Annotated in this window: 29 protein-coding genes, 1 tRNA gene and 1 pseudogene; 15 read left to right on the top strand and 16 right to left on the bottom strand. The window is 61.9% G+C overall.

The features are described 5' to 3' along the window. Window positions 1-92: 92 nt before the first annotated feature. A complete protein-coding gene (locus NKI67_RS08990; protein ID WP_352645053.1) occupies window positions 93-1,346 on the bottom strand; it encodes a hypothetical protein in 1,254 nt (417 codons plus the stop codon). Between the two features lie 160 nt (window positions 1,347-1,506). On the opposite strand from NKI67_RS08990, the gene NKI67_RS08985 reads away from it, so the two are divergent. Both NKI67_RS08985 and NKI67_RS08980 read left to right on the top strand, forming a co-directional pair. Further along, entirely contained in the window at window positions 1,507-2,547 is a 1,041-nt protein-coding gene (locus tag NKI67_RS08985; RefSeq protein ID WP_352645051.1) for a CapA family protein, read from the top strand. A 61-nt stretch (window positions 2,548-2,608) separates the two neighbouring features. Further along, window positions 2,609-3,579: pseudogene (locus NKI67_RS08980) on the top strand (hypothetical protein). Between the two features lie 26 nt (window positions 3,580-3,605). Here NKI67_RS08980 and NKI67_RS08975 read toward each other — a convergent pair. Continuing rightward, complete coding sequence (locus NKI67_RS08975; protein WP_352645049.1) at window positions 3,606-4,091, bottom strand: YegJ family protein; 486 nt, start codon at window positions 4,089-4,091, stop codon at window positions 3,606-3,608. Window positions 4,092-4,209: 118 nt separating this feature from the next. Between NKI67_RS08975 and NKI67_RS08970 the strand changes: the two genes are divergently transcribed. Beyond that, the gene (locus tag NKI67_RS08970; RefSeq protein ID WP_352645047.1) at window positions 4,210-5,832 is read left to right on the top strand and encodes an FAD-binding oxidoreductase; all 1,623 of its coding nucleotides are present in this window, start codon (window positions 4,210-4,212) and stop codon (window positions 5,830-5,832) included. A gap of 8 nt (window positions 5,833-5,840) precedes the next feature. On the opposite strand, the gene NKI67_RS08965 is transcribed toward NKI67_RS08970, so the two are convergent. From NKI67_RS08965 to NKI67_RS08955, 3 genes are all read right to left on the bottom strand, one after another. After that, on the bottom strand, window positions 5,841-6,356 hold the full coding sequence (locus tag NKI67_RS08965) for a hypothetical protein (RefSeq protein WP_352645045.1): 516 nt from the start codon (window positions 6,354-6,356) through the stop codon (window positions 5,841-5,843). A 160-nt stretch (window positions 6,357-6,516) separates the two neighbouring features. Further along, window positions 6,517-7,647: a hypothetical protein gene (locus NKI67_RS08960; protein WP_352645043.1), complete on the bottom strand. Its 1,131-nt coding sequence runs from the start codon at window positions 7,645-7,647 to the stop codon at window positions 6,517-6,519. Window positions 7,648-7,653: 6 nt separating this feature from the next. Then, window positions 7,654-8,088 carry a DUF4383 domain-containing protein gene (locus tag NKI67_RS08955; protein WP_023719157.1) on the bottom strand — a complete coding sequence of 145 codons (435 nt, stop codon included), beginning with the start codon at window positions 8,086-8,088 and terminating at the stop codon, window positions 7,654-7,656. 736 nt (window positions 8,089-8,824) lie between these two features. Between NKI67_RS08955 and NKI67_RS08950 the strand changes: the two genes are divergently transcribed. Beyond that, a complete protein-coding gene (locus NKI67_RS08950) occupies window positions 8,825-9,763 on the top strand; it encodes a diacylglycerol/lipid kinase family protein (RefSeq protein ID WP_352645041.1) in 939 nt (312 codons plus the stop codon). 105 nt (window positions 9,764-9,868) lie between these two features. Here the strand turns inward: NKI67_RS08950 and NKI67_RS08945 are convergent, their stop codons facing one another. The 6 genes from NKI67_RS08945 to NKI67_RS08920 all read right to left on the bottom strand — a co-directional run bounded on the left by NKI67_RS08945 (window position 9,869) and on the right by NKI67_RS08920 (window position 15,596). Continuing rightward, window positions 9,869-11,080 (bottom strand): mandelate racemase/muconate lactonizing enzyme family protein, encoded by a 1,212-nt coding sequence (locus NKI67_RS08945; RefSeq protein WP_352623108.1) that lies wholly within the window; start codon window positions 11,078-11,080, stop codon window positions 9,869-9,871. Then, complete coding sequence (locus NKI67_RS08940; RefSeq protein ID WP_352645040.1) at window positions 11,077-12,693, bottom strand: GMC family oxidoreductase; 1,617 nt, start codon at window positions 12,691-12,693, stop codon at window positions 11,077-11,079. Before NKI67_RS08940 ends, NKI67_RS08945 begins: the two co-directional genes overlap by 4 nt. Before the next feature lie 141 nt (window positions 12,694-12,834). Beyond that, on the bottom strand, window positions 12,835-13,437 hold the full coding sequence (locus NKI67_RS08935; RefSeq protein WP_352645038.1) for an SMI1/KNR4 family protein: 603 nt from the start codon (window positions 13,435-13,437) through the stop codon (window positions 12,835-12,837). A 4-nt stretch (window positions 13,438-13,441) separates the two neighbouring features. Further along, the gene (locus NKI67_RS08930) at window positions 13,442-13,618 is read right to left on the bottom strand and encodes a hypothetical protein (RefSeq protein ID WP_352450472.1); all 177 of its coding nucleotides are present in this window, start codon (window positions 13,616-13,618) and stop codon (window positions 13,442-13,444) included. A gap of 508 nt (window positions 13,619-14,126) precedes the next feature. Then, entirely contained in the window at window positions 14,127-14,690 is a 564-nt protein-coding gene (locus tag NKI67_RS08925; protein WP_352645036.1) for a GNAT family N-acetyltransferase, read from the bottom strand. 114 nt (window positions 14,691-14,804) lie between these two features. Then, window positions 14,805-15,596 (bottom strand): alpha/beta fold hydrolase, encoded by a 792-nt coding sequence (locus tag NKI67_RS08920; protein WP_352645034.1) that lies wholly within the window; start codon window positions 15,594-15,596, stop codon window positions 14,805-14,807. Between the two features lie 106 nt (window positions 15,597-15,702). Between NKI67_RS08920 and NKI67_RS08915 the strand changes: the two genes are divergently transcribed. The 4 genes from NKI67_RS08915 to NKI67_RS08900 all read left to right on the top strand — a co-directional run bounded on the left by NKI67_RS08915 (window position 15,703) and on the right by NKI67_RS08900 (window position 18,923). Next, window positions 15,703-16,629 (top strand): LysR family transcriptional regulator, encoded by a 927-nt coding sequence (locus tag NKI67_RS08915; RefSeq protein WP_352645032.1) that lies wholly within the window; start codon window positions 15,703-15,705, stop codon window positions 16,627-16,629. 262 nt (window positions 16,630-16,891) lie between these two features. Continuing rightward, window positions 16,892-17,863: an MBL fold metallo-hydrolase gene (locus NKI67_RS08910; protein WP_352645030.1), complete on the top strand. Its 972-nt coding sequence runs from the start codon at window positions 16,892-16,894 to the stop codon at window positions 17,861-17,863. A 200-nt stretch (window positions 17,864-18,063) separates the two neighbouring features. Beyond that, window positions 18,064-18,459, top strand: coding sequence for an acyl-CoA thioesterase (locus NKI67_RS08905; protein WP_023678380.1), 396 nt, complete (start codon window positions 18,064-18,066; stop codon window positions 18,457-18,459). A gap of 143 nt (window positions 18,460-18,602) precedes the next feature. Further along, the gene (locus NKI67_RS08900) at window positions 18,603-18,923 is read left to right on the top strand and encodes a hypothetical protein (protein ID WP_352645028.1); all 321 of its coding nucleotides are present in this window, start codon (window positions 18,603-18,605) and stop codon (window positions 18,921-18,923) included. A 50-nt stretch (window positions 18,924-18,973) separates the two neighbouring features. Here the strand turns inward: NKI67_RS08900 and NKI67_RS08895 are convergent, their stop codons facing one another. Continuing rightward, a complete protein-coding gene (locus NKI67_RS08895) occupies window positions 18,974-19,342 on the bottom strand; it encodes a winged helix-turn-helix transcriptional regulator (RefSeq protein ID WP_023678378.1) in 369 nt (122 codons plus the stop codon). Window positions 19,343-19,433: 91 nt separating this feature from the next. Between NKI67_RS08895 and NKI67_RS08890 the strand changes: the two genes are divergently transcribed. Continuing rightward, window positions 19,434-20,039, top strand: a complete 606-nt coding sequence (locus NKI67_RS08890) for an NADPH-dependent FMN reductase (RefSeq protein WP_023678377.1) — start codon at window positions 19,434-19,436, stop codon at window positions 20,037-20,039. 74 nt (window positions 20,040-20,113) lie between these two features. On the opposite strand, the gene NKI67_RS08885 is transcribed toward NKI67_RS08890, so the two are convergent. Further along, window positions 20,114-20,506 (bottom strand): winged helix-turn-helix transcriptional regulator, encoded by a 393-nt coding sequence (locus NKI67_RS08885; RefSeq protein WP_352645026.1) that lies wholly within the window; start codon window positions 20,504-20,506, stop codon window positions 20,114-20,116. A gap of 98 nt (window positions 20,507-20,604) precedes the next feature. On the opposite strand from NKI67_RS08885, the gene NKI67_RS08880 reads away from it, so the two are divergent. Further along, a complete protein-coding gene (locus NKI67_RS08880) occupies window positions 20,605-21,585 on the top strand; it encodes a quinone oxidoreductase family protein (protein WP_352645024.1) in 981 nt (326 codons plus the stop codon). Window positions 21,586-21,626: 41 nt separating this feature from the next. Here the strand turns inward: NKI67_RS08880 and NKI67_RS08875 are convergent, their stop codons facing one another. Further along, a complete protein-coding gene (locus tag NKI67_RS08875; protein ID WP_352645022.1) occupies window positions 21,627-22,217 on the bottom strand; it encodes an HAD family acid phosphatase in 591 nt (196 codons plus the stop codon). A 293-nt stretch (window positions 22,218-22,510) separates the two neighbouring features. Between NKI67_RS08875 and NKI67_RS08870 the strand changes: the two genes are divergently transcribed. After that, the gene (locus tag NKI67_RS08870) at window positions 22,511-22,696 is read left to right on the top strand and encodes a hypothetical protein (protein ID WP_352637207.1); all 186 of its coding nucleotides are present in this window, start codon (window positions 22,511-22,513) and stop codon (window positions 22,694-22,696) included. Window positions 22,697-22,698: 2 nt separating this feature from the next. Further along, a complete protein-coding gene (locus NKI67_RS08865) occupies window positions 22,699-22,929 on the top strand; it encodes an RNA-binding protein (protein WP_352637206.1) in 231 nt (76 codons plus the stop codon). 2 nt (window positions 22,930-22,931) lie between these two features. Here the strand turns inward: NKI67_RS08865 and NKI67_RS08860 are convergent, their stop codons facing one another. After that, entirely contained in the window at window positions 22,932-23,729 is a 798-nt protein-coding gene (locus NKI67_RS08860; RefSeq protein WP_352637205.1) for a hypothetical protein, read from the bottom strand. A 289-nt stretch (window positions 23,730-24,018) separates the two neighbouring features. On the opposite strand from NKI67_RS08860, the gene NKI67_RS08855 reads away from it, so the two are divergent. The 3 genes from NKI67_RS08855 to NKI67_RS08845 all read left to right on the top strand — a co-directional run bounded on the left by NKI67_RS08855 (window position 24,019) and on the right by NKI67_RS08845 (window position 24,802). Then, window positions 24,019-24,095, top strand: a tRNA-Thr gene (locus tag NKI67_RS08855). A 61-nt stretch (window positions 24,096-24,156) separates the two neighbouring features. After that, window positions 24,157-24,471 carry a Panacea domain-containing protein gene (locus NKI67_RS08850; protein ID WP_352637249.1) on the top strand — a complete coding sequence of 105 codons (315 nt, stop codon included), beginning with the start codon at window positions 24,157-24,159 and terminating at the stop codon, window positions 24,469-24,471. Next, window positions 24,461-24,802 carry a hypothetical protein gene (locus NKI67_RS08845; protein WP_352645019.1) on the top strand — a complete coding sequence of 114 codons (342 nt, stop codon included), beginning with the start codon at window positions 24,461-24,463 and terminating at the stop codon, window positions 24,800-24,802. The genes NKI67_RS08850 and NKI67_RS08845 overlap by 11 nt, the downstream gene beginning before the upstream one ends. Before the next feature lie 203 nt (window positions 24,803-25,005). Here the strand turns inward: NKI67_RS08845 and NKI67_RS08840 are convergent, their stop codons facing one another. Then, window positions 25,006-25,440, bottom strand: a complete 435-nt coding sequence (locus NKI67_RS08840) for an FKBP-type peptidyl-prolyl cis-trans isomerase (protein ID WP_352645017.1) — start codon at window positions 25,438-25,440, stop codon at window positions 25,006-25,008. Between the last annotated feature and the right edge of the window lie 166 nt (window positions 25,441-25,606).

Here is a 25,606-nt window from a genome sequence, read left to right as displayed (position 1 = left end):
GGCCAAAATGGAAAGAGCGGAGTGGCGGGTGGCGCGAGGCGCAATCCAGCTGCTGACAGAAGGGTGTCAGGAGCACCCTCCACGTTTCCCGCTCAATTAAACCAAAGCGCGAACGTCAGAAACCCGGCGCCGCCGAACTGGCGCTGGATCTGGTTGAACTCTTCGCTGGTGAGAATCTTCCCGCGCTCGAGATAGGGCGCGATGGCCGGGCCGGTGATCGACAGCACCAGGTCGAAGGTTTTTGGCTCATCAAAGAAGCGCTTCATGTTGATGCCTTTGTCGGCGATGCGGAAATGCGGCAGCAAGGTGCGTCCCTCCAGCAGATCCTCGGCCATATCAAGGGCGGCGAGCCAGGCCTGCACCTGCTGCTCACCAACTTCGAGACCGGTCAGCGGGCTGGCGCCTTTCTGCTGCGGCCCGGGCAGCCATTCGCGGTCATTGTCGGTTTCGGCGCGGATGGCTCTCCAGTCCTCGCGCGACAGCCGGATCATTTCCATGAGATGGCGGCGTGCCGCTTGCCGGCGCTCAGGCTCGACCACTTGCCAGTTGATGAGATGCACCAGGGAGATAAAGTCGGCTAGGCGCCATTCGGACGTCAGAATGCCGCCATTCGTGCCACCGTCCAGCGGCACGAGCGTGTCCTGCAGTGGCAGTTTTGCGCGCGGGAACAGCATGTGGAAGGAGCCGTCGAACGTGTTTCTGAAATCATGCGCCAGCCAGAAGTCGGCCTGCGCCATCAGGAACTCGGCATAGCCCTGCAGCCAATAGCCGTCGGCGCGGTCGAAGCGGAAGATGAGGGCGGGTGCGGCCGCGTCTGGCGCACCGCCGCCGCGTGACAGAGACGCCATGATCGCCGCGGCGCTTTCGTCCGGCGCGATCGTGCCGTCCTCGTTGAGGTCGATGCCGAGGCGGGTGAGGTCGATGACCATGCCGATGTCCGCGTCGGCGGGTACCGAACCCAGCGTGGCTGCGGATTTCTCCAGCCGGTCGCGGAAGGCGACGAGAATGGCGCGGAATTGTTCGTAGGCCAGCGGCTCGGGATTGGCATTGTCCGGCACCGGCAGCCGCATCAGCGGCAGCATGAACGATTGCGGGCTGTCGAAACCGTGGCGGTGCAGACCGCTGGCCAGGATCTCCAGCGCTGTGAAGAATTCGCCGGCGCCGGCGGCGTAGGCGGCTGCCGGATCGCCTGGCGCGGCGGCTTCCAGAGCGGCAAGAGCGCTGTCGCGTTCGGCTACGATTTTTGCCTCAAACAGGGCCGCCGCTTCGGGAGCCGCGGCGCCGGCTGAGGACAGCGGCAGGACAAGAACGATGGCGCCTGCCATCAGCCTGAAAAAACGCATCATCGTGATCGCCCCTTTTGTCGCTCCGCACGAACCATACACGCATTTGGCTCACGGCGCCTGTTACCTTCGGACGGGCCGGTCATCATTTCATTTATGCTAACAGTCGAAGCTTCAATCAATCCGGCAGACGGTCTACACAGGGCAAACCATTGGGCGTCGCGTGTCGAACTATCCGCTTTCCTACAAACTGTCGTGGCTGCCGCGCTTCCTCCGGCCTTCGCTCGATGGCGACGCGCGCGGCTTTGCGCCTGCGGCAGCGACCCTGATCGAGCCGCCGCCGGCACGGGTGCTGCGGTTGGCTTTCGTCGGCGATATCTCGGCGGTGGCCAATCGCAGCGCGCCGGACTGCGATCCGGCGATTGCGGCACTGCTTGCCTCGGCCGATCTGGTGGTCGGCAATTGCGAAAGCCCGGTGGTGGAGCGGCCGAGCGCTGTTTTGGGCACCAGGCTTGGCACGCACCACGCGATGAGCGAGCGGTTTCTTGCCGAGGCGCTGGCCGCCGCCGGCATCCCGCGCGAAAGACTGCTGCTGTCGCTGGCCAACAACCATGTGCTCGACCAGGACATCGCCGGTTTCGATGAGACGGTCGCCGCGCTGGCGCGGCTCGGCATCCGTACTGTAGGCGCCGCGGCTCCAGTCGAGCGGTTTGCAGTCGGGGCGCTGACCGTAGGCCTTGCCGCCTTTACCTTGTGGCGCAATACCGACGAGGCCCAGTTCGCGGGCCGTGTCTCGATGGCAAGCGATCCGGCGCAATGGCCGCGCGATACAGTTGAGAGTGTCGACCTCCTCTGTGCGGTGCCGCATTGGGATTGGGAGTTCCGGCATTTTCCGCGTGCGAAAACGCGGGCACTGGCGCGACTTCTGGCCGAACATGGCGTCGGCCTGATCGCCGGACATCATGCCCATGTCGTGCAGCCGATCGAGCGGATCGGCAAGACGCTCGTTGCCTATGGGCTCGGCGATTTCATCGGCACCGCCTTCGCGCGGCAGCCATGGCCCGGCCGCATCGGCGCCATTCTCGTCGTCGAGATCAGCGACGATCCCGGCACGCGCGGGGCCATCGCCGCCTACCGGCTGCATGCCTTCATGCGGCTGCGCGCCGGCGATCACGAGCGGCTGGTCCCGGTTGAAACGCTGGCGGGAAAATCCAGGCAAAGGGTTCTAGCCCGCCTCGATGCGGTCTTCGGTGCCGTGCGCTGACGCAGTCCACCAAACCGGCTATCATGCCCAGCGCGGGCAGGCTTGTGGCGGCGGGTGGGTGATGGAAACTGCGGATTTCATGCCGAGCGAAGCGGTGATCGCCGGCCTCAGGAAGAACATCGAGGCCTATGAGGCGCAACGAGCTTCGGCCCATCGCCGGACGCGCTGGCGGGTGCCACTTTTCATCGGGCTGGCGCTGGTGTTCGTGGCGTTTGTGGCCTGGCTCTTCAACGGGGTTGCCGACCCCAACGAGCAGTGGTTCTCGACCCCGCATGTGTTCCTCTATATCGGCGGCTTCCTGGCGGCGATCCTGCTCTATTTCCAGGCGATCAAACCGGCGAGCAAATTGCAGCAGTCGTTTCGCAGCACGCTGTTGCCGATCATCTTCGGCTTCATCGACGACATGCGGTACCGGCACAACGTCAAGTCGAATTCGTTCGACCGGTTGCCGCGCGAGACGGTGGTCCGTTCAACCGGCAATCTTTCGATGATGTTTTTTCCGGCCGTTATGAGGGGTTTCCGTTCGAGCTTTACGAAGCAGATCTCCGGGAAGGGACGGGCAAGAGCACGACGGCAGTGTTCAAGGGGGTCATCGTCGCCTTCGAGACAATCGTGCCGTTCCCCGGCATATTGGTGGCCGCGCGCCGGATCAACAAGGTCGTCGGCTTCTTCCGCGGCATCTTCGGCAGCAAGATGCAGGAACTGTCCAGCGGCGTGCCGGAGCTCGATGCCGCCTACGAGTTCCGCACCGACAACATCGAAGCGGCGCGGCCGCTGGTGACCGGCCGGCTGGCGCACGCGCTCGAATGGCTTGGCGAAACATGGCCGAAGGAACCAGCACGCGTCGCGCTCAACGGCAGCGACGGCTTTCTGCTGCTTCCGCAGACGAAGAACTTCTTCGAGCTGCCGGACATCTCTGTGCCGCTCGACTATGCCAATCATGTCGCGCCGATGATCGCCGACATGGGCACGATCCTGGCGACCGCGGCGCTGGTGCGCAAGATTGGGGCGCAGGACGAGGAGGCGGGGTAGCGGCTAAAGCGCCTCGCGCTCGGACATCAGCAGTCGAAGCCGTAATTGTCGCGGAGATAGTCCGCGTCTTCCTTCGACATCTTCTTGAGCATCACACAGACGGTAAAGCTGCCCACCTGATGGCCGTTCTTGGTGTATCCCCAGTCCGAAATTTCGTCCCGGGTGAATTCGATCTCCTGGCCGGCGACGACGTTGTGCACTGCCTGCGGCTCGTTTGCTAAAATTCCGGCAAATCCGCTCGCCGTTCGGTGAAAGGGAATGATCCAGAAATGTTCCGTCGCGGTTCCGTCTTCGATCCATACCTTCAATTTGAACGTGGCTGTTCCGGACGGCGGCGCCTCGGACAGGATCAGGAAGTCATCCAGGCTGGCGCGGGCCTGCTCAATCGCCGCCGCCATCTCCGGATCGTCCCTTGCCACACCGAGGACTCCCTTCTCACCGCTTTGGGCGTCGGCTGAGACCGGAGTAAACGCGAGTAGCAGGGCAATCGTGGCACGGACGGCAAGCTTCATGGTGCGGCTGCTTTCGACGCTTTCGCCAGAACGACTGTGATCATCATTTGCCGAACGTCTGATGGCAACTGGTTTTTGTCTCCATCTGGCGCTATTCCTGGGACAGTGGGGTGGGGCTATGATCGAGGAACGCAAGGGGTTTCGCCTGTCGCGGCGGCTGCTGCTGGGTGCGGCGGTGGTCGGCGGCGCGATGCTCTGGGGCGGCACGACCGTGGCGCGCCTGGCGCGCGGTCCGTCGGGGCAGAAGAATTCCGGGCGCATCGCCGACATTGACGGGATCGACCTGGCGCAGAAGCCGCTGGGGGGCCCGCCAGCCTACGATCCGGCGCTGCCATGGCTGACCAAGGGCGGCGACATCAACGATGCCAGCGGCTTGTCGATGACACCGGTCTACGGCGTTATCGAAGTCAGCGAGGAAGACCACATCGCGAGCGCGCTGGCCTTTGCCCGCGCCAATAGCCTGAAGGTCTCGGTCGCGGCGGTGCGCCATTCGATGGGCGGCCACGCCTTCGACGATAACGCGCTGGTCCTCGACATGCGCAAATTCAACAAGGTCAGTGTCGACCCGGCGGCGAAGACGATCACCTTGCAGCCGGGCGCGCGCTGGCACGACATCCAGAACCTTTTGCACCCGCGCTTCGCGGTGAAGGCGATGCAATCGACCGACATCTTTTCGGTCGGCGGCTCGCTGTCGGTCAACGCGCATGGCATGGACCACCAGGCCGGCTCGGTCGCCGGCTCGATCCGATCGATGCGGGTGATGCTGGCGGACGGTTCGGTGACGACCTGCTCACCGGCCGAAAATACCGAGCTGTTCCGCCACGTCGTCGGCGGCTACGGCCTGTTCGGCGTGGTGCTGGAGGCGACACTCGACATCGTCGAGAACGCCGTCTACCGGACCTCGCGCGAGATCATCAAATCGGACGATTTCCCGACGTTCTTCGCCGAGGTTCTGGAGCCAAACAGGGCGATCGGTCTGTTTTATGGGCATCTGTCGACTGCGCCGGGCAATTTCCTCGAGGATATGATCGTCTACCGCTATGACAAGGTGGCCGACCAGCCGCCGGCCGACCAGCCGGCAATCGGTGAACCGGGTTCGGTCGGGCTCAAGCGGGTGATCATCAACCTGGCGAAATGGGGCAGCCTGTTCCAGGAGCTGAAATGGTTCACCGAAAAGACGCTGGAGCCGCAATTCGAGAGCTGCACGGTGGCGCGGACGACGGCAATGGCCGAGGGCGAGGCCTGCCTCGTCACGCGCAACAATCCGATGCACGATTCAGTGCCCTATCTGTTCAACGATCTGCTCGATGAGACCGACATCCTGCACGAGTATTTCATCCCGCGGGCGGCCTATAACCCGTTCATCGCGGAAGCGCGCGAGATCCTGCGCAACCAGACCCTGCCGGTGCTCAACGCGTCGGTACGCATCGTCCACAAGGAGGATGTGGCGCTGAATTATGCGCCGGAGCCGGCCTATTCGCTGGTGCTCTACATCAATCAGCCGACAGACGCCGACGGCAATGCCAGGATGCGGGCGCTGACAAGGGCGCTGATCGACGTGACGATCAAGCATGGCGGGCGTTTTTTCCTGCCCTACCAGCTCCACTACACAGGCAAGGAACTGCTTGCCTGCTATCCGGAATTGCCGTCCTTCCTGGCGAAGAAGCTGCAATACGATCCGGGCGAGCTGTTTTCGTCGATTTTTTATCGCGCCGTCAAGGCACTGATCGGCACGGCCTGAAGCGGCGGCTACAGACCGTCAGGCAGCTTCGCCGCCAGCCAGTTCGCCGAACGCCTGGCGATGCCGATCGTTGCCGATGCGGCGCGGCCGAGATCGGTCTTGACCACGGCGTAGCCGGCCTTCGTGCGGTAGAGCAGGGCGCTGCCGCCATCGACCGCCGCTTCATAGGCGACCGGCCGGACGGCTTCCGTTTCCGTCGCCGCGGCCTGCGTTCCGACCGCAGCACTGGGCCGATGGCTCAGTTCCGGTGGCAGCGGGTCTGTCGCTGCGGTGCTGGCCGTCGTCAATTCAGGCTCGGAAGCGGTCGCAGCGAGCTGCGATGACGAAGACGAGTTCTGTGTCCGGCAGATGCCGGAGACCAGCGGATAGTCGAAATTGCGCTCGTGCAGCATCTGGCTTTTCATCGCCGCTTCGCATTCGGCGATGGTCGACCATTTGGCGGGCGTCTCGCCGATATATTCGCAAAGCTTGGCGTCGCAATCGCAGCCGACGATGGTCATGGCGACAAGGGCGGTCTTGATCACAGTCTTGTCCCTCCGAGTTGCCTGGCACATGTGCGCAAGACAACGTGTCTACGGCATCATCAATCGTTGCGGAACAAGGCGGGATTTGGCCGCGATTGTGGAATGAGCGTGGCGGAGCATCACGCAACGTCTTGCCGAGGCCGGCTGTGACCGAAAGGCCTCAGTAATCGTAGACATGCTCGAGCCTGGCGCCCGCCGTCATCAGCGCCGGCAGCACGATGTGCAGCTTGCGCACGGCGACGGTCAGCCCGGTGCGGCGCGTGGAGGGTTCCGCCGGAAGCGGGTAGCTGAACAAGGTGCGTGCACCTTCGGGAACATTGATCTCGTCATTGGAAAGCATGGTGACCATGATCTCGTCATTGCCGCCGATCTCGACGAAGGAGACGCCCTTGTCGATCAGGCGCGGGATCATGTCGGTGAACACCTGATAGCGCCTGGTGACGAAGACCGTGCCGTCGGCGCCGAGATCGCGCTCCAGCAAGGTGTCGGGCTCGTTGCGCGTCACTTCCCCGACCGGACCCTTGGCCCAGACATGAATGTCGAGCAAGGCGGGATCGGTGGTGGCGGCGAGCGCCGACTTGATCAGATCGGCATAGCCCTGCTTGATCGTGTCGGCGAGGCCGAAGGCGAGCTTGCGTTCGCCGGCGCGGACGGCGCTGTCGTCCGGCGCCGGCTGGACGGCTAACAGGCCGGCACGTTTTTCGGCATAGGGAAACTGGTACCACGGCACCTGATCGAGAAAACCGGCGTAGTCGGCCGCGACCTTGGCCTGGTAGATGTCGACGGTGGTGCGCTTGCCGGCTGTCGCTTCGGTAATGCGGCCGACCGTATTTTCATAGGCCCACTGGATGGCGTGCTCGATCGTGTGGCTGGTGCCGATGATCACCAGCATCTGGTGGTTGTCGAGGTTGAACTTGTAGGCGGAGCTGGCGCGGGTGACCATCGCGTAATCCTGCCAGAAGCGGCCGATATAGGAGAGATAAGGGAAGCCGCTCGGCTGGTTCTTGTCGACAAAGCCGGCATATTCACGCGCGGCGTAGACGATGGCCCATTCCGGATAGGTGAGAAAGGTCGATTCCTCCGGCCGTTGGTAGCCGGAGATCTCGGCACGGACCTTGTCGGCCAGCGCCTTTGGCGGAGCACCCCCGGCGATGCCCGGCAATGGTGTTGTGTCCAGCGACGGCGTGGTGAGAAAGCCGTAGGCCAGCCCGGCGATCGGGATCAACACGACAATGACGACGAGCCAGAGGATCGCCTTGATGATGCGCTTCAGCCAGCGAAACAGGAACATGGCCGGTCAGGCCGTGGCGAAATGGTCGTACACACGTTTCGACAACCAGAACCCGACATAGACGGCGAAGCCGCCGATGACGATGTGCGGCAGGTTGGCGAAGAAGCGGGCCGGGAATTCGATGTCGTTCAGGGAGCGGAAGCCGTTGATGAAGATGCCGCCATCGAGGCAGCCGGAACCGGTGACCAGGCCGAGCACGCCGTCGAACAGATAGACCGAGCCGAACAGCTTGAAATAGAACACCGCCTGGCGGTGCGAGATGAAGGCGGCGGCCAGCGCCCAGACGCCGGAGAAGGCGTGCAGCAAATCATCATACCATTGCAGCGAAAACAGGCCGAACAGATTGCCGCCGGCATCGTTGAAAGCCGGCACATAGCCGATGGCAACGACACCGAAGAACAGGAAAGCATAGGCAACGGCAAGCTTTTGGATGAGCGTCATGAAATGTCCCCCTGCCGTCAGCCCTTTTAAACGGCCCCCGACGGCAGTGGATAGTAGCTGATTTTGGCGCAGCGTGAAGCGTCGCCGGCAAAATCGTCAGGCGGGGCCACAAAGACAGTCGGCGCCGGGATTTCTCCCAGCGCCTCCCTGTCAGATCAGGACACGGTCGCGGCAGCAACTCCCGAAAGATGTCGCGCCATGCCGGCCTTGATTTTGACGGTCCTGCCAGTCGCCACCCTAGGGCAGCGTCCGTTCCGGACCACGCCGGTCTCCGCTCTTGCGAGCTTTGCCCAGCGCGCCATCGAAGGTTTTTGCCGTCCTTCATGGCAGCATCGGTCCGCCGTCGGCGTTCGCACGCTTTCCGCGGCCCCGTAGGTCTCGGCGTCCATCCCTCCAACAAGCAAGCCTGTTCTCGTTCAGGGCCGTACGGGCCTCAGGAAATCCGCCGTTCCGCTTTGCCTTTCGGCGTGGCGATCGGTAGCCGCCTGAGATGGGTTTTAACGTACGTCGGATAAGCGTTTGGCGAAACTGCCGCGAGCCTGTGGATAGCGGGATTATCGGGGACTGACCCTGCCAAAATAGCGACTTTCCGATCTCTGCCGCCGCCGGTCGGGATTTGCAGCCTCGATGCCGAAGCCGCATTGTCGGGTAATCGACCCTTGCCCCGCGGCCCGGCGCGGGCTTCAATGCCGGCAAATGATTGGAAGGCGTGTTCGATGGCCTTGGGGAGGCAGGCTTGAAGGTCGCGGTGGTTCTCAATCCGATCGCCGGCGGCGGCAGGCTCAAGCGGCATTGGCCCGAGGTTGCGGCTTCGCTGAAAAGACATTTCGGCGATTTCGAGCTGCGTGAAACGCAGGCCGAGGGGGATGCCGAACGGCTGGCGCTCGACCTTGCCGCCATCGGCTTCGAGCTGGTGATCGCGGCCGGCGGCGACGGCACCGCCAGCGAAGTCGCCGACGGGCTGCTGAAGGCTTTCCGGGAAAGCGGCCGGACGTCCGAACTCGGGCTGCTGCCGTGCGGCACCGGCATCGACTTCGCCCGCGGGCTCGGCCTGTCGAACAATGTCGATCTGACGCTGAAGCGGATTGCCGAGGCCAAGCCGCGCAAGGTCGATGCCGGCTGCATCAGCTATGTCGACGACCATGGCGCGCTGGCCAGCCGCCATTTCATCAACATCGCCAGCCTCGGGCTTTCCGGCGCTACCGACCGCGCGGTCAACGCCGACAGGCGCAAGGGCAAGGTTTCGGCCAAGGCGCTGTTCTATTGGCGCACGGTCTGGGAATTCCTCCGTTACCGCTTCCAGGACGTTGCGATCACCATTGACGACGGTGCCCCGGTTGAGGCGCGCATGGCATTGGTGGCGGTGGCCAACGGCAAATTCTTCGGCGGCGGCATGATGATCGCGCCCGACGCCGAGCTTAACGACGGCGAGTTCGACATCGTCATCCTGCGCGCCGCCAGCAAGCTGAAGCTGATCTGGGACATCCGCCTGCTCTATGGCGGGCGGCACCGCAACCATCCGGCGATCACCATCCTGCGCGGCAAGAAAGTGGTTGTCGAGCCGCTCGGCGATGTGCAAAAGAACGCCGCGCTGATCGACATAGACGGCGAATCGCCGGGTCGCATACCAGCGACTTTCGAGATCCTGCCCGGTGCCTTGACGCTGAGATATTGAATCAAGCCGTTGAGGGATTGATTCAAATCCTTTCGGCGGTGATTCCGATCCTGCGTCCAACACGTTGAAATCGCGTGATATTGTCTGTCGATCCCGCTCGACAGGTCACGGCATCAGCGGCGTCTGCATCATCTGCAAATGCAGATCCTTGCCGGTCCAGGGATGCGCCTCGCAGACGGCTTCGTCGAGTTCGACACCGAGGCCTGGCTCCTTCGACGGGATGACGTTGCCGTCCTGCCATTCGATCTTCTTCTTGAGCAGCTTCGCGTGAAAACCGTCCCACTGTTTCAGCGATTCCAGAATGAGGAAATTGGGCAGCGTCACCGCGAGCTGGATGTTGGCGGCGCCGACGATCGGCCCGCAATAGCAGTGCGGTGCGATCTGGATGTGATAGGCCTCGGCCATGGCCGCGATCTTCTTGGTTTCGAGAATGCCGCCGGAGCGGCCAAGGTCCGGCTGAAGAATGGTCGCCGCACGGTTCTCGATGACGCGGGCGAATTCGAACTTGGTCGTCAGCCGCTCGCCGGTGGCAATCGGGATCGGGGTCGCGCGGGCGACCTGCGCCATCACCTCGGGCATGTCGGGCGGCACCGGCTCCTCGAACCACAGCGGATCATAGGGCTCGATGGCGCGAGCCAGGCGCAGCGCGCCCGATGCGGTGAACTGGCCGTGCGTGCCGAACAGGATGTCGGCTCTTGTGCCGATCGCCTCGCGGATCGCCTTGACCATGCGGGCGGAGAGATCGATGTCGACGAGGCGCGGCTGGTGGCCATCGAAGGCGGTGTAGGGGCCGGCTGGGTCGAGCTTGACCGCGTTAAAACCCTGCTCGATATATTCCAGCGCGCAGGCAGCGGCCAGGTCGGGATCGTTGTAGACGTTCTTGCCGCGCGCGTCCTCGGAGTGGACGCTGCCGCTGTGCGGGTAGAGGTAGGTATAGGAACGCAGCGTTTCGTGCACCTGGCCGCCAAGCAGCTTGTAGACCGGCTTGCCGGCCTCTTTGCCGATAATGTCCCAGCAGGCGATTTCGAGCGCCGAGAAACAGCCCATGCTGGAGACGTCGGGGCGCTGGGTGAAGCCGGACGAATAGGCGCGGCGGAAGAAGGTCTCGACGTCGTGCGGATCGCGGCCGATCAGATAGCGTTCGGCCATGTCCTCAACCATTTTCGCCGTGACATGTGCCGAGAAGGTGGCGTTGTAGGCCTCGCCATAGCCGACGACGCCGCCATCGGTGGTGAGCTTGACGAAGATGAAATACTTGCCGCCGATGCCGGGCGGCGGATTGCCGACCACCCAGGTCTTGACGTCGGTGATTTTCATTTCTGATCCTCCAGAACCAGTTCGGCGCCCTTCCATCCGGTCATCATCGCGGCGGCGTTGGTGTTGCCGGTTATGTTGTCGGGAAAGATCGAGGCGTCGATGACGCGCAAGGCCTGGATGCCGTGCACCTTGAGGCGCGGATCGACGACGGCGTGCGCCGCGTCCGGCCCCATGCGGCAGGTCGAGACCGGGTGGTAGACGGTGCCCGAGCGCTTCCTGAAATCCTGAATGAGATCCGCATCGGAGGTGATCGAGGGGCCGGGCAAAACCTCTTCCTCTATGATCTCGGCCATCGCCGGCATCGAGGCGATCTTCCGGACGAATTTCACCGCCGCCAGCATTTCAACGACATCCGCCTCGGTCGAAAAGGCATTGGCGACGATTTTGGGATAATCGCGCGGATTGGCGGAACGGATCATGATTTCGCCGCGGCTCGACGGACGGCAATTGGAGAGACCGATGGAAAAGCCCGGCCATGGATCGGGCGTCAGGATCGGCCGTTCGCCGCTCTTCGGAATGACCGTCGAAAACGCCTGGAAATAGAGCTGCATGTTGGGCCGTGCCGTGGCCGGATCGGTGCGGAAGAAGCCGCCGGCATTGTTCATCGACAGCGACAGCGGGCCTGAGCGCAAAAACACGTACTGCATGCCGACCAGCAGCTTGCCCCACCACGGGCGCAGGATCTGGTTGAGCGTCGGCAGCCTGCCCTTGAACGTGTAGTTGATGCCGACATGGTCCTGCAGGTTTGCCCCGACATTCTCGTTGGCGTGAACGACGGGAATGCCGAGCGCGCCAAGAAGCGCCGACGGGCCGACACCGGAAAGCTGTAGCAATTGGGGCGAATTGACCGAGCCGCCCGACAGGATGATCTCGCGGCCGGCGCGGGCGGTTTTCGTCGCGCCATTCTGGAGATATTCGATGCCGACGGCGCGTTTGCCCTCGAACAGGATTTTTGTCGCCAGGGCGTTGATCTCGACGCGGACGTTTTTGCGCTTCATCGCCGGGCGCAGGAAGGCGCGCGCCGCCGACATGCGGCGGCCGTTCCTGGTGGTGATCTGGTAGACGCCGGCGCCTTCCTGCGAGGCGCCGTTGAAATCCGGGTTGAGCGGCAGGCCGGCTTGGTTGGCGGCGGCGAGATAGCGCTTGGTGAGCGGATGGACGGAGGTCGAGCAGTCGGTGACATGCAGCGGCCCGCCGACGCCGCGCCATTGGTCGGCGCCGGCCTGGTTATCCTCCAGCGCCTTGAAGGCGGGCAGCAGGTCATCGAAGCCCCAGCCGGGATTGCCGGCCGCTGCCCAAGCGTCGAAATCCTCGCGCGCGCCCCTGATCCAGACCATGGCGTTGATCGAGCTCGAGCCGCCGAGCAGCTTGCCGCGCGGCCAGTGGTCGGCATTGCCGGCCAGGCCGGGATCCGGCTCGGCCTTGTAGTTCCAGTTGACCGCCGGGTCGAAGAAGGTCTTGCCGTAGCCGAGCGGCATCTGCACGTAGAAGCGACGGTCGCTGCCGCCGGCCTCGAGCACCAGCACCGAGAAGCGGCCGGAAGCCGACAGCCTTTCGGCCAGGACCGAGCCGGCCGAACCGGAGCCAACGATGATGAAATCATAGGTCTGCATGGTGGCTGCGGCTGGCTCCGGAATTCGGCTCTAACCTAGGCTTGGGCGCGACGCGGCGTCGCCGGGTCTTCCGGCATCCGTTGTGAAAAAAGCGACCGGGGATATTCAGTCTGAATGTCAGCCTGTGCCTGCTGCCCGAGTTCAGTCGTGTTCGCGCCCATCCGGGTCGAACAGGGCCGCCGCCTCATTGGCTTCTTCCAGCAGGAAGGTGAACACGCTTGAGTAGGACTTGGTCGAACCGGACAGAGGATCATCACTCTCCCAGCGAAAGACCCCCCCGTCCGGATTCATGCCAATTAAATCGTCATTATCCCCTAGCGCACCAATAAAGAGAACATCGTCTGGTGCATTGCCTGGTCGTCTCTTTATATTTGGTTCCAGTATGGAGAAGGGTTGTTGACCCGCCTCCACCAAATTCGTGCGTGACCAGCTACGTCGCAGCCCATAGACGCTTATATAATTCGCAAACAGACCTATCCCGTTGTGGAGCATGAGAAAGCAACGGAAATTATCTGGGAGTCGACGCGAAATTTCAGACTCCATCTGCACAATTCCGATGGCGTCAAGTGGTGCATACAGCTGATGCAAATACGCTTGAGGCGCTCGATGTGGGGTATGGCCAATCCACTCGGTTCCATCCGGATAGGTCTTCTGCCCGAGGCGTTTCCATTTATCGACCAATGCTCGGATTTCTCTGTATGCACGAGCGTCTTCTTCGCTTGACCATTCTTCCTGCTTAGGCATTTCCTTAATAGGCTCCATTTACCCAGTTCGACGGGTCCGTAGGGTCTAATCTGTCGAACGCATCCATCGCATCGAAAACTTTACCAAGTGGCTCTAGCGACCGGCCGGAAGCCGACAATCTTTCGGCCATGACCAAGCCGGCCGAACCGGAGCCGACGATGATGAAATCATAGGTCTGCATGGCGGCTGCGGTCGGCTCCGGAATTCGGCCTCTAACCTAGGCTTGGGCGCGGCGCGGCGTCGCCGGGTCTTCCGGCATCCGATGTGAAAAAAGCGACTGGCGCGATGCTCGGAGTTTTCATCCAGCGGTGATTAGCCGTCCAGTCTTCGTTTGGTCAATTCGACTTGATAGACGCTTCGCGGATGTCGATTGCGTCGCCATATGTTGAGAGATGTAACCAGCGCCAAATACCCGAATATTGCAAGCAGGCCCCACAAAATTCCAAGCACATTGATCGAGACAAAAATAACCACAAATCCAACTGCAGCCACGGTGTAATATAAGACCGAGGCCCAGACATACTTATCCATTTGAGAGCTACTCATCTATCAGTCCTGGTTAGACGATTCGGTTCATCCGTTGTCGAGAATCTGCGGCCGATCGGCGATCTGACACTCAGGACGCTGGCCATGCCTTCGCTGTGCTTTGTCGACAAGCCGTCCAACCATTACAGGCGATGATCGGCAATCTACCTGAAATCATAGCGCACGATCGGGCGGGCCGGCGTCCTGCGAGCGACGACCCTGAACCCGGCGCGCGCGAAGGTGGAGGCATATCCGCTGCCGGAAGCGCTCGGCGATACGTCCGCGTCGAAAGGATAGGCTTCGAGCGCAGGAGCATTTGCGCGCCTCGCGAGTTCCAGTGCCTCTGCTATCAGCTGGAATGTTACGCCCCGCCTGCGGTATCGTTTTCGCACGTACAGGCAGGACAAGGACCAGACCGGCGCATCATCCACACGCTTGAGCTGCCACAGCCGATCGAGCCAGGGCAGGGCATCTCGCGGCGTCACCCGGCACCAGCCGACAGCCGTATCGTCGTCGAAGGCGAGGATGCCTGGAGGCGGACCATGCTGGACGGCTTGCCGGAACGCTGCCTTGTTTTCCTCGCCGGGTCTCTTTCGGTAAGAACGACCGATCCGCCCATACATACACCAACAGCGACTGCAGACGGCGCTGTCACCGAACAGGTCCTCGAGCGCCGGCCACAGATCGGGCGTTAATGGGCGAAAGCCAAGTTCCATGTCAGCCGTCATCCGCTACCTACCTTGCCCAGTCTAGCCTGAGCTACGCGTTAGTGCATCATAGGTTGCGGTCCATGCGGGTGATGTTCGAAACGGAGCCACTCAGCATCCCCGTCATGCACCAACTCAGCGCAGAAAGCCAAGCACGGCCTCCATGAACTCGGCGGGGTACTCGACGTTCGACAAGTGAACCGCGGGCAGAACAACCAGTTTCGCGCCGGGCACCGTCGCCGCGATCAGCTCGCTATGGCTGGCGGCTGTCACAGTGTCGTGCCGGCCGGCGATCACCAGCGTTGGCCTGGAAATCAGCGCTATGGTTCGGCGAAGGTCCGCATCGCGAACCGCCGCGAACAAACCAGCCAAGCCTTGCCGGTCGATAGCCAGCAGCATGGCGCGAAATTCTTCGATGACGGGCCCGTTGGCCGCCAGCATTTTTTCAGGGAACCAGTTGCCCAGGAACATCTCGGCGGTTTCGGACATATCTGGCGCCTGCAGCACGGCGGCAATCCGCTCGTCAAACTGCTTTGCCGGTCCGAGGTAGGATGAGGTGTTGCTCAGGATCAAGCGTTCGATCCGCTCGGGCGCGTGGATGCCGAGCCACTGCCCGACGAAGCCGCCCAACGACAGACCAAGGAAGTGTACGCGTTCAATGCCCAGGGCGTCGAGCAACTCGATCACGTCGCGGCCAAGCCGGTCGAGCGAATAAGCGCCGGCCGGAACGCTCGACCCTCCGTGGCCGCGAAAATCATAGCGCAGAACACGGAAATGCTTCGACAGCTCGTCGACCTGCATGTCCCACATCCGCAGCGTGGTGGCGATGGAATTCGACAGCATCAGCACGGGTTTCCCGGCGTCGCCGTCGATGCGGTAGGCGATGCGGGTACCATCGCCGACGGTCACGAAATCCAGCTCATTCATGGTGAATACACCTTCCTTCTTGGAGCGTTGAATGTGGCAAAGCCTAGCTGCGCCGCGCTTTTGATGATATTACAAAGATAGGACTATCTCTGTAACAGAAGCTGACATGGCCGAATTCACCCTGCACGACCTGCAATGCTTCGATGCCGTGGTCCGCTGCGGCGGCTTTCAGCCTGCGGCGGCCATGCTGCATCGCTCGCACCCGGCGGTGTTCGCAGCCGTTGCAAAGCTGGAGCGGCAACTCGACCTCGTTCTCTTGGATCGCAGCGGCTATCGCGTGCGCCCTACCGAGGCAGGGCTGTCGTTCCATCACAGGGCACAATCGCTGCTGCGCGAGCTGGAAGGCTTGCGGCTTCATGCTGCTCAGCTGTCAATGGGCGAAGAAAGCGAGATCCATGTGGTGATCGGCGACCTTTGCCCGCGTCCGCAGGCATTGGGCATGCTCGGACGGTTCTTCGCCCAGTGTCCGGGCACACGCCTGCATCTGCACTTCGAGGCGGTGGGCGGCCCGTGGGAGCGCCTCTTCGATGACGAAGCCGATTTGATCCTGCACTGGATCGACAAGAGCGATCCGCGGGTGGAATGGATCGATCTGTGCAAGGTGCCCTTCGTCCCAGTAGTAGCGTCGGGCTTTCTGCCGGAGCGCATCAAGCACCCCATCACGCCGGATCAGATGCACGCGTTCACCCAATGTGTCATGCGCGACACGGCCCGCCATTCACCGCGACAAGACTACTTCATGATCGAGGGTGCGCCGCAATGCATGGTGGCCGATCAGGGTATGAAGAAGGAAATCATCCTGCAGGGCCTCGGATGGGGCCACATGCCCCGCTTCCTGATCGAGGATGAGCTGCGCGACGGACGCCTGCAATCCATGGCCGGCCGTCATCTGCCAGGCCGTACCGAGGAGTTGGTGGTGGCGCGCCGCCGCGACCGGCCGCACGGGCCGATCTCGAACCGTCTGTGGGATTATATCGAGCAAGAGGCGCCGACGTTGCGCCGAGCGCTCGAGCCCCGGCAACCTGTCCAGTAGGCGAAGCCGGGGCTCAGCGAGGCCGTTCGGAGGGCCGAACCAGCGGCCTTACCCGCTTAAGTTCACTGCTGCATAATCTGCAGCAGTGAACTGCATCCCATCACTATTCCCGCAGTTTGTGAGGCGGATTATTGATGTCGCAAGGAGTTGGCCATGAACCGCGCCGACCCCCGCCCAAGAGTGGTCCGAGCGGTCGGCATCCGCCCCGGCTGCGACGACGTAGTCTGGGACTAGCTTCATCTGCAATTCGAAGGACAAGACCATGAATATCGACCGTCGAACGTTCGGCATCGGCACCTTTAGTGCCGGCGCCCTGCTACTTTCCCCGATCAGCCTCTTTGGGAGCAACGCTGCGGCTATCGCCGCCCGGTCTCCGGCTTCGCTTGCGAGCGCCCACAGGTTCATGCTCGGCGACCTCGAGATCACAGCACTGAGCGACGGCTACCTCAATCTCGGCCTCGAACTCTTCCCTTCCGCAGATACGGCTGCCGCCGAAGCGCTGCTGGCAAAGGCATTCCTGCCAAAACCACTCCCGACCTCGGTCAATGCTTACCTTGTCACCAAAGGCGACAGACGGGTGCTGATCGATACCGGCACGGCATCGGCGATGGGGCCTATACTGGGACATATACCTGAGGCGCTCGCCGCCGCTGGCGTCAGGCCGGAAGAAATCGACACGGTAATCATCACCCACCTCCATCCCGACCATGCCAACGGCCTTGTCGGTATTGGAGGCAAGGCCGCCTTCCCGGCAGCGGAGGTCGTGGTTGCCGCGCCGGAATTCGCTTTCTGGCACGATGACGGGATCCGGTCCAAGGCGCCCGACCAGATGAAACCGTACTTCGAAATAGCGCGCAAATCGCTGGTGCCTTACCATGGCAAGGTCCGGAAGATCGAAGGCGAAGTCGAGATCGCGCCCGGGATCAGGGCGTTGCCTGCGCCTGGACACACGCCGGGGCATCTCGCGCTTCGAATTGGCTCTGGTGACGCCAACCTGCTGCTCTTCACTGACGTAATCCACGCCTCCGCGCTGCAATTTGCGCATCCGGAATGGGCAATCGCCTTCGACGTGGACCAGGAGGCCGCAATCGCCACACGCAAGAAGGTGCTCGACATGGTGTCGGCGGATGGCCTGCTCGTCGCAGGCATGCACCTGCCCTTTCCAGGCATCGGTCATGTTATTCGCGAGGGCAACGCCTACGCCTACGTCCCGACGCCCTGGCCCGCTTTGTGAAGCACGCCTATTGGTAAGCTTTCTTACCTCGGCCATGGAATGCAATCCTGCTGGTGCGCTCGTCTAGCTCCGCACAGCATCTTTTCAACACTGTCGACCGATAGCCGAACCTCAGGCCGCGACCTGTTCAGTGGCGCGTTGACCTGTCCGTGCCATGACGATACCGGATCGGGACAATCGGCTTCGAGAGGATTGGCCAAATGGTGCATTACGCGGACGGGCGGCCGATCGGCGATCTGACGCTCAGGACGCTGGCCATGCCTTCCGACGCCAATGCGGCAGGTGACATTTTTGGCGGCTGGGTGATGGCGCAGATGGATCTCGCCTGCGGCATCCGCGCCGCCGAGCGCGCCAAGGGCCGCGTGGTGACGGCGGCGGTGAAGGAAATGTCCTTCGCCAAGCCGATGAAGATCGGCGACACGCTGTGCATCTATACGCATGTCGAACGCGTCGGCCGCACCTCGATGACGCTCAAGGTCGAGGCCTGGGCGCAGCGCTATCTCTCCGATCTGATGGAGAAGGTCACCCATGCCGACTTCGTCATGGTGGCGCTGGACGGCGAAGGCAAGCCGAAGGCGGTTCCGGCCGAAGGCTGACCCGGCCTGATTCCAGAAGACGGATTTAAACAGCCGTCTCTCCCGCGCGGGGGATGCGGACAGCGATCCCGCGTGGTCTTTGGCTAACGGGTTCCCGCATGCGCGCCTGCAGCGCGACCGACGGGATCTTGGGAGGAAAGACAATGCGTCAACACATGCTGAACGCTGCCCTGGCGGGTGCCTTTGCAGCCTTGTTCTGCCTGTCGTCCGCAAGCGCTTTGGCGGAGGTCAAAAAAGGCGATCCAGGCGCCACCTGCACGTCGGAAAACCGCACCATCAACGGGCAAGCGGCCAAGTGCGAGATCTGCTCGGCGACGAAATGCGACACCAGCGGCACGACGGTGAGCAATTGCCGCAAGGAGACGACCACGACCTGCACGATTGGCGGCAGGGTGGTCAGTCCCAACCCGAAATGGAACCGGATCGAGAAGCTGCCGAAGAGCAAGATGCAGTTACAGCAGTAGCGCTCATCCGAGGCCTCCCCGACAGGTTCAAACCCTTGCAGCACAAGGGTTCAGCTGTGCATGGCGTCGAACTTCTCGCGCGCCGCCTTGACGCGCTCGGTGTTCTTGCGTGCCCATTCGCCGAGCGCATCGACCGGCACCAGCAGTTCGTAGCCAAGATCGGTCAATTCGTAGTCGACCCGCGGTGGGATGGTCGGGAACACGGTGCGCGTAACGAAGCCGTCGCGCTCGAGCCCGCGCAAGGTCGTGGTCAGCATCTTTTGCGAAATGCCGCCGACCGCGCTGCGCAACTCGTTGAAACGCAGCGGCCCGTTGCCAAGCTTGCCGACCACGAGCACCGTCCATTTGTCGCCGACGCGCTGCAGGATTTCCGAGATGGCGCGGCAGTCCTCGGTGCGGTGCGGGTGCCTTGGTAACAAAAAAGTGCCTCCTTGCACATTGAGCGGCCAGTTACTCATATAGCTCAGGTATCTAAACGATACCAGTATTCCCGTAAGGAGAGCCCCCTCTATGTCAAAACCCAAAATCGCCATCATCATTGGTTCAACCCGCGCGGCCCGCTTTGCCGACGTCCCGACCCAATGGATTGCCAAGATAGCCAAGTCGCACGCCGACATCGACGTTGAAGTCGTCGACCTGCGCGATTTCCCGCTGCCGTTCTTCGATGAGGTCGCATCCTCCGCCTGGGTGCCGTCGCAGAACGAAGTGGCGCAGCGCTGGCAAAAGAAGGTCGCCGGATTCGACGGCTTCATCTTCACCGCCGCGGAATACAATCATGGCCCGACGGCCGTGCTGAAGAACGCCATCGACTACGCCGCCAACGAGTGGAACAAGAAGCCGGCCGGCTTCGTCGGCTATGGCAGCGTCGGTGGCGCGCGCGCGGTCGAGCAGCTGAGGCTGCATGCGGTCGAGTTGCAGATGGCGCCGGTGAAGTCCGCCGTACACATCGCCTGGGCCGATTTCCTTGCCGTCAAGCAAGGCGACAAGAAGCTCGATGAGTTCGAGCACCTCAACCAGGCGGCAACCGCGCTGGTCAACGACATTGCATGGTGGGCCAGGGTGCTGAAGACGGCGCGTCAGGCCGATGCCGTCGCCGAGGAAGTCAAGGCGGCCTGAGCACAGGTTCGAGCAGTCCTCCCAAGGATTAATTCTCCCAAGCATTGGGGCGGCGCATGCGCCGCCCTTTTTGTTCACACGGCATGGGCGTCCTGCGCTTGCCGTGGTCTGATGATGCAATCGGCAAGGCGGTCCATCTCATTCAGCTCGTCGGCGTGATGCTGGCCCCACTGGCAAAGTGCCAGCAGGATCGGCTCGAGGCTGAGGCCGAGCCGCGTCGCCGAATATTCGACGCGCGAAGGTATCTCGGCAAAGATCTCGCGGCGGACGAGGCCGTGCTCTTCCATTTCGCGAAGCTGCTGGATCAGCACTTTCTGGGTGATATCGGGCATCAGCGCCTGCAGCGCCGACAGCCGCCGGGCCCCGTCGAAGAGATGGTACAGGATGACCGCCTTCCAGCGGCCCGAAATCACTTTCAGCGCGCGCTCCGCCGGCAGCGTCGGCAGTCTCTTGATCAGCTTGGCCATGGTCACCTCCCGGTCAGCAGCGGACAAATCGGTATGTAGTCGAAGCCAGGCAGATAGTGGCAAACAGCGGCCGATGCCAACAGCGATCGGTGCATGCGATGATAGCCATTCAACTGAGCCGCTTCGGCGGGCCCGACGTTCTCGACATAGTCGCGGTGCCGAAGCCTGAGCCGCAAGCCGGCGAGGTCTTGGTCCGCGTTCATGCGGCCGGGGTGAATTTCTTCGAAGTGCTGATGCGCGCGGATCGCTATGCGGTGACGCCGCAACTGCCGATGATCCTTGGCGTCGAGGCCGCCGGGATCGTGGAGGCGCTTGGGCAGGGGGTGGACGCTTCCTTGCTCGGCACGCGCGTCGCCGCGTCGTTGTTCGCCTCGAGCCGCCCGTTTGGCGGCTATGCCGAGTATGTGACGATCGACGCAAGCCTGGCCGTGCCCTTGCCGGATTCGCTCTCGTTCGAAAACGCGACGGCATTGATGGTGCAAGGACTGACGGCATTGTATCTATCGCGGCAAAGCCCGCCGGCCGGCAGATCGGTGCTGGTCGCCGCTGCCGCGGGCGGCGTCGGTTCGTTGCTCGTCCAGCTTGCCAAGCGCGCCGGCGCGAGCCGTGTCATCGCGGCAGCCGGCAGCAAGGCCAAGCTCGACCTTGCTTTGTCGCTGGGAGCCGATGCTGCCGTCGACTACAGCAACACGGATTGGCCGGTGCACGTCCGGTCAGCCACAGACGGCGCCGGCGTCGACATCATCTACGACATTGTCGGCGGCCCGCTGACGGCGGTTGCGCTGGAGGCTCTGGCACCTCGCGGAGAGTTGGTGTTTGCAGCACTTGGCAGATACGCGCTCGGCGCCCCGGAGATGGAGGCGATGATCGGCCGCAACCAGTCGCTGAAGGGTTTTGCCCTGCTGCCGTTGCTGTCTAGGGACGGGCTCCGTGACGGCCTTTTGGAGCTTTTCGATCTGGCCGCTGGTGGTCAGCTTGTGGTGACCAAAGGTGGCCGCTTCCCGCTCGACCAGGCCAGCCAGGCGCATCGCCTGCTGGAGGAGCGCGGCGCGACCGGCAAGGTCGTCTTGATACCTTAGTAGGTGCTCCGCAAGGATCCGGGGTTGTGCCGTACAGGCCGTCAGCGAACCCGGTAGAACGGATTTGGCAGCAGGAACAGCCTCTCGGCATGCCCGCCGAACAGGTCGGATGGCTGGTCACCGACATTGGCAATTATCGTGTAGCCGGCCTTTTCGATTTCGGCCCTTATGGGTGACTTGAAATCTGCGGCGGAGCCGTATTTGGCCCCAGGCTGGACCATGTAAAGGTGCTCGTAGCCGGCATAGCCGGCCGACTGCAGGTTCTGTTCGGTTGCCTGACGCTGGTCCTCCGGACGTCCGGTGATGAAGAACACCGCGACTTTCGCCGTTCGCGCCTGCCGGAAAACCTCCAGCACGGCGTCGATGGCCGGATCCTTCGCAAGCTGATCCCAGGCGGCCCAGCCACAGGGACCATCGATTGCGATGTCGCAGGCGCCGCCGATCGGGCGGCCGAAATTGTCACGTGTGATCACTTCCCAGTTGGCCAAAGCCGTCTCGTCGATATCGAGCACCAGTGCGGGGCGAGGCACCTCCATTGCGCGCTTGATGACCCAGTCGCCTGCCTGCTTCGCCACAGCGGCAAGGTCGCGGTCATAGTCGCCGGAATCATGATAATTGGCAGCCGCCAGCATCGCATCGCCGACATTGGCTGGCTGGGACGGGCTTGTGAGAAGGAGCGAGTCGGAACGTGCCGGCGCAGGAACATTTGTGCCAATCATCAGCACGATTGCCCCGGCACGCGCAATTCTATTCCAACCAATCGCCCGCATCACGAGACTTTGCTGTCACGAGAAGTCGGCTGTCAAGCGAGGTCTTCCAAAGGTAGTGTCTCAGTTTGAAATTTGAAATATGCGAAAGCGCCTATCCCGGTTTGCTCGCCTAGGCGAAAGCGCCTATATGCTTAGCGGAAAGCATAGGGCGACAAGTGGCCTACACTGTCATCTGGTATGGAAGACAGGGCATCATCGATAAGGTGATCTTCGACGCCGAGAAGGCGGCCAAAGACCACGCTACCTCCATGTTCCAGACCCGAAAGGGCGACGATGGAATCGTGTCCGTTGAAGTTCGTAAGGACAACGGCGCTGTCGTTTTTAGCCATGCGGAGAACTAGAAATGCCTACCGGACCTAAAGGCCAGAAACGCCCCGCCGACGTGATCGGCAACGCCGTCCGCGTCATGCGCATCGCGACAGGCGAGGAAGCCGACGATGTGATTGACGACGGCAAAGACCCTGCCGCGAAAGCTCTTGGTGCCAAGGGCGGAAAGAAGCGCGCCGAGAACATGACGCCAGAGCGTCGCGCCGAGATCGCGCGTAAGGCCGCTGCAAGCCGTTGGAAAAAGTAGGACTACTGGTAGGAGTCCTTTTCTTCGTCCGTCATCGGTTCATGTGATGCTTGCTGCGCGGCGGTACTGGCGCGGCGCTGCATCTTCCGAATGAACAGCTTCAAATGATCCTCTAGATCGGCAAAGCTTGCTGACGACAAGTTCTCAGGGAAAACTATCGTCACGTCGCCTTCGTCAAGGGTGATCACTTCCTTTCGGGTGCCGGGGTTGGCTTCGACGGTGCCGGCCCGTCGAGCCGCCTCTAGAAGCCATGACTGCTTGCGTGTCGTTTCTGGCGCGGGAGTCTCTTCGACCTGCATGTCTATTTCCTCATCCGAACCTTGTTCCGGGGGATTATAACTCCCCACCGAATCCGGTACAAGCCGCAAAGTTCCGAGGTAAGCCTTTATGGCTTTCGCGACGGCATCAGGGGCAAATCCTCGTTTAGCAAGCCAGTATCGCAGATTGGGTTCGCTGGGCATGCCTGGCATCTCCTTTCGGATTTCCCGGAATAGAGCCGGACGCCATGCAAGGCGTTCCAGTGCGTCGCGCCTATCCGGCGACGCAGGTGGGGCCATCAGTGCGGCAACGGCATCGTCGGTGAGGCGGAGTTCGTCGCCGCTGCCTTCCAGTAGGCCGTAGGCCCTAAGGACACCGATCTTTCCCAGCGCCGGGCCGCTCAGTCCCTCATGCCCAAGATGTTGCGCAACGACGATCTGGGGAACCTTGTTCCGGTGGTCTTTTTCGTAAAGCGTGCGGGCCATCGCTAGCGCCGCTGTCAAATCGGTGTTCGGATAGTTCGGGCTGCGCACCTTTGCCATTGTCGTTCTCCTGTTTTGTTATCGACCTTATCTCTCATCTAAAGAGAAAAATCAAGAGAAGAACGCTAACTGCTAACTCAGTAGGGGGCTTGCGCGGCGGCGAGAAGGCGACTACCATGCAAGAATCATAAGGAGGATGTCATGTCCAGAAGAGTGCGGGGCCAAAGCGTGACGCCGACCGGCGGCTGCGGCCCTTCCAAATAGAAAAGCCGCTGCGCGATCCCTGGCAGGAAACGCAGCGGCTTTAGGTCGGCAACATCGGGCGGGCGGCTTTCGGGCCGTCCGCTTCGCGCTCGTAGCTCAGTTGGATAGAGCTGGAGTTTCGTAGCTTCCCGGTCGCAGGTTCGAGTCCTGTCGAGCGCTCCACCAAATCACTACGGCTGTCGCTACTTAACATAGTGACAGCCGTTTGTGAACTGGCGAGCCACTGGTCGATGGGCACTTTGAGGCATGGGAGTACGGACCCGTCCACCCTGACCTCTATCAGCGCCTTAAGATATTTGGCGCAGACCGGGTGGACAATATTTTCTACGGGATTGGCGATTTAAACCCGGGCCCTGAGAGGGCGATCCTAGACGAGGCTTGCAGGGATCTTGGAAAATTGGGGCCGGGGCGGCTCGTTAATGCCACGCATCGGAAAGATGGCGCGTGGGCTAAGAATTACATTCCTGGGATGCGCCATTGCGTAATCCCGAATGCGGATATCTTGAACGAGTATCGGGAACTGGACAATGGGGAGTGAAGCCGACCCGCCAGTGGTCGGCAAAGGCTTTGGCGCTCTGGTATCGTCCGAGCCATCACCCAAAGACAAACAAATTGAAGAATTGCAGGCGAAGCTTGCGCATGAACGCGACGCTCGGCTTGAAGAACGATTTATCTTCATCGTCATAGCCGTGATGTTGCTGGACGTTGTTTTCTTCACGCTCATGCCGACGTTCGGCGGGCCAATCGCACTGTTGATTTTGGAACTGCTCGTCCTGATTCCGCTGGCCAAGAGAATGGGGATGGAAGAGATCGCTACCATCCTCGGGCGCGTCCTTGACCGCATGGTCGCCAAAGGCGGGGACGGCTAAATTTCAAACTGAGACACTACCCTTCCACAGGTCCTCGAGACTGCGACGCTGAATTGGACATTCCAGATGCCGAATGTCTCTATGGGTGGTGCAACACGATTTCCGCCGTCGCGGTCTTTCCCTCCGACAGGTGACGCACCGCCGGAACCGCCGGTCGAAATGCGTCACCCGAAAATCATGGCCGTTACGCGCTTTGCCGTGCCCTACGCCGCCTGAACGATCTCGACCAGTTCAACGTCGAACACGAGATCGCGTCCGGCCAACGGATGATTGCCGTCGAGCTTGACGCTGGTGTCGTCCACGCCGACGACTGTTACCGGCATCGGGCGCCCTTCCGGGGTTCTGACCTGCAATCGAGCGCCGATATCGACATTGATGTTGTCTGGTACGCGGGCGCGTTCGACGGTCATGACCGCTTCGGGGCGGTGGGGGCCATAGGCGGCCTCGGCGGGAATGGTGACGGTGCTTTTCGCGCCCACCTCCATACCTTCGACATGGGTTTCGAGACCGGCGATCACTTGTCCTTCACCCAACGTGAATTGCAGCGGTTCGTTGCCGGAACAATCGAACTGAGTGCCGTCAGCCAGGCGGCCATTGTAATTGATGCGCACGGTGTCGCCATTCTTGGCCTGTGTCATGATAGCCATCCTTTGAAAGTTTCGAGGGGCCGGCCAGAGCTCACGGTCCCGTCCTCGATCATCCACACACTTAGGTGCGCGGCGCGAAACGCTAAAACTAGGGACCTGGCTGCCGATGTAAACCCCGATTGAGCGACGCCGGCATGACCCGTGGCGTTCGTCGCCT

The sequence above is a fragment of the Mesorhizobium sp. M0408 genome, from assembly GCF_040321495.1.
Taxonomy (GTDB): domain Bacteria; phylum Pseudomonadota; class Alphaproteobacteria; order Rhizobiales; family Rhizobiaceae; genus Mesorhizobium.
This window is presented reverse-complemented; position numbering and strand designations above follow the sequence as displayed.

What these genes read in the sequence shown, in the direction of transcription:
- NKI67_RS08880 (WP_352645024.1), top strand. Translation starts at nt 20,605, where the DNA reads ATGATAGCCATTCAACTGAGCCGCTTCGGCGGGCCCGACGTTCTCGAC.
- NKI67_RS08940 (WP_352645040.1), bottom strand. Translation starts at nt 12,693, where the DNA reads ATGCAGACCTATGATTTCATCATCGTTGGCTCCGGTTCGGCCGGCTCG.
- NKI67_RS08975 (WP_352645049.1), bottom strand. Translation starts at nt 4,091, where the DNA reads ATGAAGCTTGCCGTCCGTGCCACGATTGCCCTGCTACTCGCGTTTACT.
- NKI67_RS08915 (WP_352645032.1), top strand. Translation starts at nt 15,703, where the DNA reads ATGGCCGAATTCACCCTGCACGACCTGCAATGCTTCGATGCCGTGGTC.
- NKI67_RS08845 (WP_352645019.1), top strand. Translation starts at nt 24,461, where the DNA reads ATGGGGAGTGAAGCCGACCCGCCAGTGGTCGGCAAAGGCTTTGGCGCT.
- NKI67_RS08945 (WP_352623108.1), bottom strand. Translation starts at nt 11,080, where the DNA reads ATGAAAATCACCGACGTCAAGACCTGGGTGGTCGGCAATCCGCCGCCC.
- NKI67_RS08955 (WP_023719157.1), bottom strand. Translation starts at nt 8,088, where the DNA reads ATGACGCTCATCCAAAAGCTTGCCGTTGCCTATGCTTTCCTGTTCTTC.
- NKI67_RS08865 (WP_352637206.1), top strand. Translation starts at nt 22,699, where the DNA reads ATGCCTACCGGACCTAAAGGCCAGAAACGCCCCGCCGACGTGATCGGC.
- NKI67_RS08930 (WP_352450472.1), bottom strand. Translation starts at nt 13,618, where the DNA reads ATGCAGACCTATGATTTCATCATCGTCGGCTCCGGTTCGGCCGGCTTG.
- NKI67_RS08905 (WP_023678380.1), top strand. Translation starts at nt 18,064, where the DNA reads ATGGTGCATTACGCGGACGGGCGGCCGATCGGCGATCTGACGCTCAGG.
- NKI67_RS08990 (WP_352645053.1), bottom strand. Translation starts at nt 1,346, where the DNA reads ATGATGCGTTTTTTCAGGCTGATGGCAGGCGCCATCGTTCTTGTCCTG.
- NKI67_RS08900 (WP_352645028.1), top strand. Translation starts at nt 18,603, where the DNA reads ATGCGTCAACACATGCTGAACGCTGCCCTGGCGGGTGCCTTTGCAGCC.
- NKI67_RS08935 (WP_352645038.1), bottom strand. Translation starts at nt 13,437, where the DNA reads ATGCCTAAGCAGGAAGAATGGTCAAGCGAAGAAGACGCTCGTGCATAC.
- NKI67_RS08860 (WP_352637205.1), bottom strand. Translation starts at nt 23,729, where the DNA reads ATGGCAAAGGTGCGCAGCCCGAACTATCCGAACACCGATTTGACAGCG.
- NKI67_RS08885 (WP_352645026.1), bottom strand. Translation starts at nt 20,506, where the DNA reads ATGGCCAAGCTGATCAAGAGACTGCCGACGCTGCCGGCGGAGCGCGCG.
- NKI67_RS08960 (WP_352645043.1), bottom strand. Translation starts at nt 7,647, where the DNA reads ATGTTCCTGTTTCGCTGGCTGAAGCGCATCATCAAGGCGATCCTCTGG.
- NKI67_RS08910 (WP_352645030.1), top strand. Translation starts at nt 16,892, where the DNA reads ATGAATATCGACCGTCGAACGTTCGGCATCGGCACCTTTAGTGCCGGC.
- NKI67_RS08890 (WP_023678377.1), top strand. Translation starts at nt 19,434, where the DNA reads ATGTCAAAACCCAAAATCGCCATCATCATTGGTTCAACCCGCGCGGCC.
- NKI67_RS08925 (WP_352645036.1), bottom strand. Translation starts at nt 14,690, where the DNA reads ATGACGGCTGACATGGAACTTGGCTTTCGCCCATTAACGCCCGATCTG.
- NKI67_RS08970 (WP_352645047.1), top strand. Translation starts at nt 4,210, where the DNA reads ATGATCGAGGAACGCAAGGGGTTTCGCCTGTCGCGGCGGCTGCTGCTG.
- NKI67_RS08840 (WP_352645017.1), bottom strand. Translation starts at nt 25,440, where the DNA reads ATGACACAGGCCAAGAATGGCGACACCGTGCGCATCAATTACAATGGC.
- NKI67_RS08875 (WP_352645022.1), bottom strand. Translation starts at nt 22,217, where the DNA reads ATGCTGGCGGCTGCCAATTATCATGATTCCGGCGACTATGACCGCGAC.
- NKI67_RS08920 (WP_352645034.1), bottom strand. Translation starts at nt 15,596, where the DNA reads ATGAATGAGCTGGATTTCGTGACCGTCGGCGATGGTACCCGCATCGCC.